9 protein-coding genes and 2 pseudogenes are annotated in these 11,077 nt (G+C 71.4%); 3 read left to right on the top strand and 8 right to left on the bottom strand.

The annotated features are described in order from the left end of the window. Positions 1-364 precede the first annotated feature (364 nt). The 3 genes and pseudogenes from E1285_RS38965 to E1285_RS38955 form a co-directional block, all read right to left on the bottom strand. Positions 365-751: pseudogene (locus E1285_RS38965) on the bottom strand (transposase family protein); the annotation flags it as partial. Further along, positions 748-891, bottom strand: a pseudogene (locus E1285_RS38960) (transposase); the annotation flags it as partial. The pseudogenes E1285_RS38960 and E1285_RS38965, both read right to left, overlap by 4 nt. Positions 892-1,336: 445 nt before the next feature. Further along, positions 1,337-2,134, bottom strand: coding sequence for an NUDIX domain-containing protein (locus E1285_RS38955; RefSeq protein WP_165966936.1), 798 nt, complete (start codon positions 2,132-2,134; stop codon positions 1,337-1,339). Positions 2,135-2,238: 104 nt separating this feature from the next. Here E1285_RS38955 and E1285_RS38950 point away from each other — a divergent pair, with 104 nt between their 5' ends. Next, the gene (locus E1285_RS38950) at positions 2,239-2,790 is read left to right on the top strand and encodes a hypothetical protein (protein ID WP_132159620.1); all 552 of its coding nucleotides are present in this window, start codon (positions 2,239-2,241) and stop codon (positions 2,788-2,790) included. A 23-nt stretch (positions 2,791-2,813) separates the two neighbouring features. On the opposite strand, the gene E1285_RS38945 is transcribed toward E1285_RS38950, so the two are convergent. The 4 genes from E1285_RS38945 to E1285_RS38930 form a co-directional block, all read right to left on the bottom strand. Next, positions 2,814-3,251 carry a hypothetical protein gene (locus E1285_RS38945; protein WP_132159619.1) on the bottom strand — a complete coding sequence of 146 codons (438 nt, stop codon included), beginning with the start codon at positions 3,249-3,251 and terminating at the stop codon, positions 2,814-2,816. Between the two features lie 22 nt (positions 3,252-3,273). Then, the gene (locus E1285_RS38940) at positions 3,274-3,642 is read right to left on the bottom strand and encodes a hypothetical protein (RefSeq protein ID WP_132159618.1); all 369 of its coding nucleotides are present in this window, start codon (positions 3,640-3,642) and stop codon (positions 3,274-3,276) included. An 18-nt stretch (positions 3,643-3,660) separates the two neighbouring features. Next, positions 3,661-5,730: an MMPL family transporter gene (locus tag E1285_RS38935; RefSeq protein ID WP_207947135.1), complete on the bottom strand. Its 2,070-nt coding sequence runs from the start codon at positions 5,728-5,730 to the stop codon at positions 3,661-3,663. A gap of 254 nt (positions 5,731-5,984) precedes the next feature. After that, a complete protein-coding gene (locus E1285_RS38930; protein ID WP_132159617.1) occupies positions 5,985-6,632 on the bottom strand; it encodes a PadR family transcriptional regulator in 648 nt (215 codons plus the stop codon). 252 nt (positions 6,633-6,884) lie between these two features. On the opposite strand from E1285_RS38930, the gene E1285_RS38925 reads away from it, so the two are divergent. Next, complete coding sequence (locus E1285_RS38925; protein WP_132159616.1) at positions 6,885-7,400, top strand: hypothetical protein; 516 nt, start codon at positions 6,885-6,887, stop codon at positions 7,398-7,400. 18 nt (positions 7,401-7,418) lie between these two features. Here the strand turns inward: E1285_RS38925 and E1285_RS38920 are convergent, their stop codons facing one another. Beyond that, the gene (locus E1285_RS38920) at positions 7,419-8,945 is read right to left on the bottom strand and encodes an FAD-dependent oxidoreductase (protein WP_132159615.1); all 1,527 of its coding nucleotides are present in this window, start codon (positions 8,943-8,945) and stop codon (positions 7,419-7,421) included. A gap of 330 nt (positions 8,946-9,275) precedes the next feature. Between E1285_RS38920 and E1285_RS38915 the strand changes: the two genes are divergently transcribed. Beyond that, positions 9,276-11,077 (top strand): BTAD domain-containing putative transcriptional regulator (locus E1285_RS38915; protein ID WP_132159614.1); only part of this gene is annotated, 1,802 nt, incomplete at its 3' end.

Here is an 11,077-nt window from a genome sequence, read left to right as displayed (position 1 = left end):
GATCAGCACGCCGCATCGCGCTCGCCCCGGCACCCGCACCCGCACCCGCACCCGCACCCGCACCCGCACCCGCACCACCAACGCCGAACTCGTCCCCTACGAACCAGACCTCCAACCCCAGGGAACCGCCAGACCGCAGGGCCATGACTGTCAACGGCGGCTGAATTCTGGCTCTGGCACACATTTCGTGATCGGGCTGGGGCGGGTACGTCACGGTTCGGGTGTTCTTGCCGGTAGCCGCCGCGACGATCATGAGTATCAGCCGGTGTGTCGATCAAGGAACTGCTCACCGTAGGCCGCACCGACCGCCGGTACGCCGTGGATCCCCCCACCACCCCGTGACCCTTCTTGAAGGTGAGTTGAGCTCGCGGTTCTGGAGGACGTGGATGACCTTGGCCAGGTGACCGGCCCGGTGCGGGCAGCAACGTAGCTTGGTCAGGATCTTCCAGCTCTTGAGCTGAGCGTTGGCGCGTTCGCCCTGTCCGCGGCACTGGGCGCGGGAGCGGTTGGCGTGCTTGAGCGGCTCGGGCTTGTCCTTGCCCTTGTAGGGCGTCGTGACGTGCGGGCCGGTGGCGGCGTGGCCCTTGTCAGCCGGCACCAGGAGCCCGGAGGCGGTCAGTTGGCGGATCAGGCCCCAGATCCCGGCGGCCTTGAGGTCGTGGACCGAGCCGGACAGCGACCCCGACACCCACACGATGGTTTCGTCCCGTGAGGCAAGGACCTACAGGTTCATGCCGTGTTTGTTGTGTTTGATGCCTCCGCCGGGCTGACTCCGCACATGGCCGCGAACGACGCTTCGCCGGATAGGCGTTCGGGGTTGTCACCGGCCGCGATGAGCAGGGTCGCGGCAGAATCGGGACCGACACCGAACTCGGTGAGCAGTTCAGGCGCGGTGAGCCTGACCGCGGTGGCGATGCGCTAGCCCAAGTCCCTGATCTCGTGAGTGAGGTGCTGGATCCGCAGGGCCAGGAGCCGGAGGGTGTGCGCACAACCCGCCACCGTGCCCGAGTAGTGCGCCACATCGCGCAACCAGGGTGGCGTCGCCAAGGCCCCCGTGGATTAGCGCAGCTCAGGCTCAGCATTGGCCAGGAGCACCTTCAGCCTTCGAGCGGAACTCGCCCCGCGGGCATCGAATGCGTCGTACCTCCCCCTCGCAGGACGTACGGACAACGGCTCCAAGCCCGTCGAGCGACCGAGGTGAAAGCGCGTCCGTCTCGGGTCACGACGAGGCAGTGTGGTCGCAGTGGGGCGAGTGTGACCGGTTCGGCGCCGTGGTCGGCGGTCAGGCGTTCATCGCGCTTCGGGGGGCGCGGCCGTACGCGGGACGATCAGGGGGTCACCACCCGTGGACGCTGAAGGGCCCGCCTCGCGTGATCGCTGTCAGGGCCTGCGCGCAGTAGGGGATCACGTCTTCGGGCGGGGTCGTCGGGTCGATCCACAGGGCCTCCGACGCTTTGTGCGGTTCGGCGGCGTGGGGCTCGCCCTCCCAGTGGCGGAAGAAGAACCAGTAGTCGCTGACCGCGTGGCATGGGCCGGGCAGAGACGGGGCGGTGCGGTGCATGATGTGGGTGAACTCGGCATCCTCTCGGCGCAGCGTCACACCGACCTCCTCCTCCGCCTCGCGAATCGCAGCGGTGAGGACGTCCTCGCCGGGTTCGATCCGTCCCGCAGGCGGGGCGAGCCAGCCGTCGCGGTACCCGGTGTTGTACCGGCGCAGCACCAGTACGCGTCCGTCCTCCCGCTGCAGCAGGACGTGAGGCGCGATGAAGGACCCGTGCCAGCCGCCAGCACCCCCGTTCCCGGATGCGACGACCGCTCGGGTGGAGACGAAACCGAGCCGCTCGGCCAGATGCCGCTCGGCCGCGGCGGGTCCGCCGGCGAGATCGACCATGGGGATGGCGGCGGCGAGCAGTACATCGGCCAACTCGTCCAGAACATCCGTCCTGCTCTTGTGGACGCCTTTGCGGGGGTTGCCGCCGATCATCCCTATGTAGGCCTGGGCGACCTCGCCAACTTCCTCGGCGACCTTCAGCACCAGGGTCTGCGTCGGCACCTCGGCCAGATATCCGGCGCGGACACGCGCGGCGTCGGCCCAGAAGGCGCTGCACGGCTCAGCGGATTCGGAGTTCGTCATGAACGCCGACCCTAGAGGGCCCGATCGCTCTCCCTCGCGCTTCCCGAACCAGACGGGCCGGTCCGGCATCGAAGGCTTCGAGATCGTTCCCCTCGGAGGTGCCGGTGCTTACGTACCTGACCGTCGGCCTGTCGGTGCTGGCGGCCGTGCTGCTCGTCGCGGCGTGCATGAACCAGCGGAAGCTGTGGTGGAGCACCCGGGCCTGGAGGTACCAGGATCCGGACGCCTTCGAGCCCACGAAGACCGCTCTGATCGTCGGGCGGGTGGCGAAGCTGGTGGCGGCGGCCGTGCTGGTGGGGGGCGCGGTGCTCGTCGATGGGCCGGTCCGCGACTCCACCGCCTACGACCAGCGGGACGTGTGGTCGGTCGCCGTCCAGGCGTCCGCCGACCTGGACGGGCGGCCATTGGTGAACGTCAATGAGTTCGACCTCCAGGACCAGGTCCGCAAGGCGCTGGCGGACGCCGCGGGCGATCAGGCGAAGGCCGAGGAGAAGAAGAAGTCCGGTCTTCTGGCGCACGGGCTGCCCTTCGAGATCACGAACGCCGACGGCGACCACCCGGTCTGCATGACGGTCTACGCCGACCGGCTTCCCGAGTCCACCGCCGCGCGTGCACTGGTCTCGGTCTCGACGTCGATCGACGAAGGCCGCTGCTGACCCCGACCGCCTTCGGAACCGCCCTACCGTCCGGCCGCCCGCGACCGGCGCAACAGCAGGAGGAATGCGGTGGTGGGCCAGGCGGCGGCCAGAGCGATGAACAGCGCGAGGGCCGGGGCGTGCCAGGACGGGCGGTTGTCGAGCAGGCCGGACTGGTCGTCGGCGAAGGAGGCGGAGCCGAGCGGCTGGTAGTACCAGGCGAACCAGAGGGTGAGCAGGTGGACGATCAGCAGCGCACCGGCCAGCGGCAGCGACCCGGGCGAGGTGCGCCGGTCCGGCGGGCGGAAACCGAAGACCGTCCAGCTCGCCGCGACGATGGCGAGGTACGCCGTCACCAGGTAGGTGGCTCTGGCGGCGGTAGGCGCCGACTCCATGGCGTACACGCCGCCGGCGCGTGCTGCGGCTTCGATCGCGACTCGGTTGACGGCCAGGTGCAGGTCGACCAGCGCGGGCGCCGACACCAGCAGCGCGCTGGGGAGTTCGCTAACGCTCCGAGATCGCGACAGTTCTGGGGCCCGCGATCCAAGAGGTCGCCCGGGGCCGGGTGAGCAGGACGCAGGCGGCGACCGGCGCGGCCGCCGCCGCGATCAGCACCACCGAGAGCGCCGGGAAGTACCAGCCGGGGCTGACCGTCTCCATCAACCAGGGCGACGTCGACAGCCCCGGGCTGTCCGGCGTTTCGAAGGACTGCGAGGTGAAGTCGTTCACCGGGTCGTGGACGAGTACCTGGAAGAGCCCGACCAGGTAGACGGCGGTCAGCGCGCCCGCTGCCAGCAGGAGCGCCGCGGGCCACCGGAACGGACCGCGGCGCACCGCGCGGGCGACCGCGGCGAACAAGAGGGCGGCGGCCACGAAGAACCCCGCGATGGGTCACGCGGACGGATCGTCCCGCTGCCGTCGGCTCAGCGCGGAGGGCCACCAGGTGGCGCTTCCCAGGTCGTAGGACGCCGCCGGGACGAGCAGTGCCCGGACGACGAACGTGTCGATCATGATGCCCGCGACGATGATGAAGCCGATCTGCACCAAGGGGACGAATGGGAGCACGCCGAACAGCGAGAACGTGACGCCGAGGACGACGCCGGCCGAGGTGATGACGCCGCCGGTGGTGGTCAGGCCGCGGACTACGGCCCGGCGCGTGTCGCCCAGCCGGACGGTCTCCTCCCGGACCCGGGCCATCAGGAAGATGTTGTAGTCCACTCCCACGGCGACCAGGAACGCGATGCAGAATAGCGGCAGCGAGGCGTCGGCGGCCGGGAAGTCGAAGATCCGATTGAAGGCGATCGCGGAGAGGCCGAGAGTGGCGACGGCGCTGAGCACCACGGTGGCGATGAGCAGTAGCGGGCCCGTCACCGCCCGCAGCAGCGCGACGAGCAGCAGGAGCACGACCGCGAGCAGGAGCGGGACGACCGTTCGCAGGTCCGACCAGCCCGCGTCGATCGTGTCGATGCGGATCGCCGTGGTGCCCCCGACCCGGGCATCGGGATCTGCCCTGTGCACCGCGTCCCGCAGGCGTTGCACGGTCTCTTCGGCCGCGGGGCCGTCGGGTGGGGCGGACAGGGTCGCTTGGAGGAGGACCTGCCCGTCGACGACCTTCGGGGGCGCCCCGGGCGCGTCGCTGTAGGCGTCCACCCCGTCCACCCCGTCCACGCGCTCGGCGGCCCATGTCAGCTCGGCCCGCGCGGTGGCGGGGCCGGTGATGAGCGCCGGGGCTCCCGCACCGGCCGGGTAGTGCTCGGCCAGCACGTCCAGGCCGATCACCGAGTCCGGCTCGTCACCGAGGAACTGCTCGCTCATCGGTGAGCCGGACGCGTTGAACGCCGGCAGGAACGCGGCGAGGGAGAGGAGGATCGCCGCCGTGCCGATCCAGGTCGCGCGCGGGCGCCGGGAGATGATCCTCGCGGCGCGGCCCCAGACGCCGTGTTCCAGCCTGTGCTCGGACCCGTACGCCGGACGCAGCGGCCAGAAGGCGGCCCGGCCGAGCAGCGCGAGCACCGGCGGCAGGAAGGTGAACGTCGCGATGAGCGAGGCGCAGATCCCCAGGGCGAGGACGGGACCGTAGCCGCGGTTGGAGCTCAGCTCGGACATCAGCAGGCACGTCATCGCGATGATCACCGTGACGCCGGAGGCGGTGATCGCCGGTGCCGACCGGCGCACCGACAGCGCGATCGCCTCGTACTTCGACTCGCGGTCCCGCAGTTCCTCCCGGTACCGGCCGACGATCAGCAGCGCGTAGTCGGTGGCGACGCCGATGCAGATCAGCACCAGGGCGCCCTGGCTCTGCCCGTTGAGGTCGATCAGGCCGTCGCGGGCGAGGACGTCGTCGCGGGCGAGGAAGTAGACCGCGGCGGACGCGAGTGCCTGCGCCAGTTGGGCGGTCGTCAGCACCACGATCGGCAGGATGACGCTCCGGTAGACCAGGACCAGGATGATGAACACGGCGACGGTGGCGAAGAGCAGGAGCCGGACGTCGGCTCCCTCGAAGATGTTCGCGAGGTCGCCGGCCATTCCGCCGGGCCCGGTGACGTGAACGGTGAGGCCGGGGTGGCTCCGGACCTGTTCGCGGACGTCCTCCACCGCGCCGGGCAGCACGGTGGCGTCGCCCGTCGTCGACAGGGGCACGACGATCTGCAGCGCACGGCCGTCCGCCGACGGGATCGGCCCGGCCACCTTGCCCGCGACCCCTTCCAGGGGCCGGATGGCCTGGATGTCTCCGGCGACCGCCGACCGGTCGGCGGCGGTGATTCCGGAGTCGCGGACGTAGACCACCACCGCCGGGGTCTGCTCGGCCCCGAAGAAGCCGGGCGCGGTCTCCGCGACCTGGGTCGCCTCGGCGCCCGCCGGCAGGAACGCGGCGTCGTCGTTCTTGACGACCTCGCCCAGGCGCCCGGCGTAGCCTCCGCCGACGCCGAGGAAGGCCACCCACCCGGCGATGAGCAGCACGGGAACCAGCCACCTGAAACGGCGGCGACCCCCGAACGCCCGACGGGGCTCCACCATGTGGTCGTGCATGTTCTCTCCGATTCGGATCGCATGAGAGCGAACCGAACCGGAAACGACCGCGGACTATCCTTGAAGTCGCCACCTTGCAGCCGGAGTGCGTTTTCGCGGTTCGGTTCGAGGTAGTTCCCCGGCGCGGTGTTGCAGCACCGCGCCGGGGCCTTCTTGTCGCCACTTGTAGTCGCGAGCGGGTGTCGCTAGTCGGGGCCGGTCCCCCTTTCGGCCAGTTCGGCCAGTTCGGACGGGACCTCGCCGGTGGTGTGGAACGCCCGCCACTCCGCGAGGCCCGGCATGGAACCGTCGGTGATCTCGCGCAGCAGGCTGCGCGCCCATTCCACCTCGGCCCTGCGTACGGCCAGCTCGTACTCCGTCTCAAGGAGGAACAGCCGGGGCACCCGCTCGGCGTGTTCGGTGAGCTTCGCGTCGGCCTCGGCGAGCCGCCCCTCCAGCACGTTGATCCGGTCCACGAGCAGGTCGACGGCGTCATCCGGGGACAGGACGCCGAGCAGGGACAGCCCGGCCTTGAACCTGCCCTCTTCCCGTTCGGGCTCCCCGATCAGCTCGCGGACCCAATCCACCAGTTCGGCCTGGCCCGCTTCGGTGATCCGGTAAACCGTCCGTTCTGGACGTGCGCCCTGGCGCTCGCTCTGCACGACCTGGACGAAGCCGTGCTTCTCCAGGTTCTGCACGACCCGGTACAGGGAGCCCCACTTGATCCCCAGGTCCTCGTCCTTGCTCCTCGCCCGGAGCACCGAAGCCATCTCGTAGGGGTGCATGGGTCTGGTCATGAGCGCGGACAGCAGGCCGAGCGCCAGCAGGTTGGAAATCTTGCGTCGTTTGGCCATGACACCGTCCCTTCAGCTACTCCGATGCGAGTATACGCAGCAGAGCAATCCTGGCAACCGCTCATCGCGGATATCTTGGAACGTCGTTTCAATGAACGGAACATCGGAGGGGCGAGTCGGTTTGATCAGTGAGTTGCGGGTGGCGACGGTGGCGGTCTCGGAGTTGGAGCGGTCGGTCGCCTTCTATGCCGAGGTGTTCGGGTACGTGGCCGGGCCGGAGGTCTCGGTCGGCGGGCCGGAGATCGAGCGTGCGTGGCGCATGCCTGCGGGGCTGACCGGGCGGACGGTCGTGCTGGGGCCGGAGGGCGCCACGACCGGGCTGGTGCGCCTGGTGGGCTTCGACGCCCCGGGCGACCGGATCTGGGGCGACTACTCGCGCGCCCAGGACTACGGCCACTACGGACGCCGGAGCTGGCCGCCTGGGACTCGCTGTCGTACGACCCCGACGGCGTCGTCCTCGACGTCTTCGAACTCGAAGCACGGGACGGCTCCCCGCTCGCCGAATACGACGGCGCTCCCAGCGAGCTGCAGACGGTCGCGATACCCGGACGCGACCAGCGCGAGCACGCCGTCCCGCCCAACACCGGTCTGCTGTCCGTCTCGCTGGAGACCGGCGATCTGGCCGCCACCGCCGGCGTGCTCGCCGCGCACGGCGCGGTCGCGGTCTGCGACCCGGTCGAGCTGGACGTCCCTCCCTACGGACCCGCCGCGGTCCAGACGTTCCTGGGCCGCGACGGGGAACTGCTGGAGTTCTACCGCCGCCGCTGAGGCCCGAGCGATGGCGCGCTAGGAAGCGTCTGCGGCCAAGGCGCGGCCCAGTGCCCCGCCCAGTGCCCGGCCCAGCGTCATCGCGGGTGTCACGCTCATGCCGCCGACGTAGTTGTCTCCGGCGAAGACGTCGTTGCCGAGCACCTCGCCCACCGCGTAGAGGCCGGGGATCGGACGTCCGTCGCGGCGCAGCACGGCCAGGTCGCCGGTCACCTGGAGGCCGTCCCTGCTGAGCAGCGAGGATGCCGTGGAGGTGATGCCGTAGTACGGGGGCGAATCGATCGTCATCGGCAGCGTGGTCCTGCCCTGGTCGGGATCGTGACCGGCGCGGACCGCCTCGTTGTAGCGCCGGAGGGTGGCCGCCAGCCCGGCGGGGTCCACGCCGAGCCGCACGGCCAGCTCTTCCGGCGTCGGTGCCGTGACGATCCAGCGGCCGCTCTCCTGCTCCTCCAGGAAGCGCTCGCGGGTCCAGTCGCCCGCGCCGTTCCTGATGAGCGGCTCGGCCGCCCGTGCGATCGCCTGGTCCCAGACGATGTGCATCGCCAGTCCAGGCTGCTCCAGGAGTGCCCGCTCGCGCCTTTCGGGGCTCGTCCCGTCCTCGGGGACGAACCGCTCGCCGGCGCGGTTCACCCAGATCTCGTGGGGCGTCCGGTAGGCGGGCGGCAGTTCGATGAACGCCTCCCGGTAGTCGACGGCGAAGCCGGGACGTCCGGGATCGGGGATCAGCCCCATCACGGGCAGGAAGATCCCGTTGTTGCTGACGGCGGCGCCCAGCGCTTCGGCGAGCCTGAGCCCGTCGCCGGTGGCGTGGTCGAGGCAGGCGATCATCGCGTCCTCGCAGCCCGGAGGGAGGAAGCGGTTGCGCAGCCCCGGTTCCGCGTCGTATCCGCCGGTGGCGAGCACCACGGCGGGCGCGTGCGCGACGATCTCGGCCGTCTCCCCGGAGCCCGGCCCGTGCGCGGTGATGCCGGTGATGCCGGCGATGCGGTCGTCGTCGTCCAGGACGGTGCCGGTGACACGGGTGCCGGTGAGGACGCGCACCTGCTCCGGAGCCCAGCGCGCCAGTTCGCGCTCCAGGACCCGCAGCAGAGAGTCGCCCTGGTCGACGCCCCAGTAGGTGCGGGGCACCGAGTAGACCTCGTGCCCGTGGATCAATCCGGGCGAGTCGGGGTGGAAGTCGAAACCCAGGCCGTCGAGCCAGTCGACCGTCTCGCCCTGGGCGCGCACCGTCCGCCACGTGAGGTCGGGGTCGGCCCGCCCGTGCGACAGCCGCATGACCTCGTCCCAGTGGCGTTCGGGATCGTCGTCGATGCCGTGTGCGGCCTGCCTGCGCGTGCCCGCGCCGCTGAACTCGCCGCCGGCGATGTGCAGCATCCCGCCGAGCCGCTCGGTCTTCTCCACGACCAGGACCCGCCTGCCCGCGCCCGCGGCCTCGATGGCCACGCACAGCCCGGCCACACCGGCACCGACCACGATGACGTCGTAGCGCCCGAGATCCCCGACGACCGGATCCCCGGCGACCGACCGCCCGCCCGTACCCGACAAGAGGCACCCTCCCGCTCATCGTTCCACTACTCGGAATAGCGTTTCGAATGAGTTCAGGCTACATGGGCGGCCTGTGACGGCGGGAGGTCGACGCGAGAGGTCGACGGCGGGGATCGACGGCGGGAGATCCGTCGCTGCGGTGGACCACACCGGAGGCCCCCGTGGCCCCGGCGTCGCCCCAGCCTGGAGGACGCCGCTTTCACCGCACTTTCACCAACCTGCCTCCCGGGCGATCGATGCTGGTCGGAGGGGTTGCGGACGGCTTCGAAGCGGCGGGACACTGGGGCGTCGGAACGTGCTCTAGTCGGCGGTGAGCGGGAGGCTGTCCCGGTGCGGTTCGAGGTTCTGGGACCGCTGCGGGTATGGCGGGACGAGGCCGGGCCGCCGCTGTCCGGCCTGATGCGGCGGCGCCTGACGGCCCTGCTGCTGGCCAACGCCAACCTCGCGGTCTCCCCGGACCGGCTGGCGAGCGCGCTGTGGGCGGACGACCCGCGCGGGACCGGCAGGCTGCACCTGCTGGTGCACCGGCTCCGCAAGCTGCTCGACGACCCCGAACGGCTGGCCCTCGACGGCGGCGGCTACCGGCTGCACGTCGAGCCGGACGAACTGGACGCCTTCCGCTTCGACACGCTGGTCGACTGCGCCGCGGCCACGGGCGATCCGCGGACCCGCGCCGACCTGCTGCGCCAGGCACTCGACCTGTGGCAGGGCACGCCGTACCAGGGCCTCGGCATCGTGGAGCTCGCGAGCGAGGCACAGCGGCTGAGCGACCGCAGGCTCACCGCGATCGAGCGGCTCTACGCCGCCGAACTCGACCTCGGCAACGACTCGCTCGCCGCGTCCGAACTGGCGGACGTGGTATCGGCGAACCCGTTGCGGGAGCGCCTGCACGCCCTGCTCATGACCGCGCTCTACAGCGCCGGCAGGCAGGCCGAGGCGCTGGCCGCCTACCAGCGGGCGAGGCGCACGCTGGTCACCGAACTCGGCGTCGAGCCCGGTCCGGAGTTGCGCGAGGCGGAACGGCGCATCCTGGCGGGCGAACCGCCGGCGCAGGGGTCCGCGGCCGCCGTCCAGGCCGCCCGGCGTCCCGCGCAGCTGCCGCACGGCGTCCCCGACTTCGTCGGCCGGGCGGCCGAACTGGCCGAGCTCGACCGGCTCGGCGGCACCGGACGGGTCCCGATCGTGGTCGCCGGCGCCCCGGGGACCGGCAAGACCGCGCTGGTCATCCGCTGGGCGCACGGTGCGCGCGACCTCTTCCCCGACGGCCAGCTCTACGCCGACCTGCGCGGCTACGCGCCCGACGACGCGGTGCACACCACCGAGGTGCTGGCGGGCTTCCTGCGCGCACTCGGTCTCGACGGGTCCGCCATACCGGACGACCTCGCCGAGCGCGCGGCCCGGTTCCGCACCATCGTCGACCGGCGGCGGATACTGATCGTGCTCGACAACGCGGCGACCGCGGAGCAGGTGCGTCCGCTGCTGCCCGGCACGTCCTCGTGCCTCGTGCTGATCACCAGCCGGGACTCGCTGCGCGGCCTCACCGCGCGGGACGGTGCGCGCCGCCTCGTCCTGGACCGGCTGACCCGGCAGGACGCCAGGGCGCTGCTGGCCGCGCGCCTCGGCCGGGGCGCCGCCGCGCCGGAGACGGCCGACCTGCTGATCGAGCGCTGCGCGCGGCTGCCGCTGGCGCTGCTGGTGGCCGCCGACCGGATCGGCGAGTCCCGCGGCCGGGGCGTGGCGGAGCTGGCCGCCGAACTGGCCGACGAGCGGGCCCGGCTCGACGTGCTGGACACCGGCGACGAGCAGACCTCGATGCGGGCCGTCTTCTCGTGGTCCTACCGGCTGCTGGAGCCGGACGCCGCCCGGCTTTTCCGGCTGTGCAGCTTCATCTGCGAGCATTCCGAGCACCTGCTCGATCCCTACTCGGCCACCACGCTGCTCGGCGGCGGCGACGTCCGCACCACCCGCCGCCTGCTCGACGTCCTGGTCCGCGCGCACCTGGTCACCGAGGAACCCGGCAACCGGTACGCGCTGCACGAGCTGATGCACAGCTACGCGGCCGAACTCGCCGAACGGCACGAGGACGCGGCGGCGGCGAGATCCCGCCTGCTCGGCTACTACCTGCACACCGC

The organism is Actinomadura sp. 7K507 (genome assembly GCF_004348425.1).
Classification (GTDB): Bacteria; Actinomycetota; Actinomycetes; order Streptosporangiales; family Streptosporangiaceae; genus Spirillospora.
This window is presented reverse-complemented; position numbering and strand designations above follow the sequence as displayed.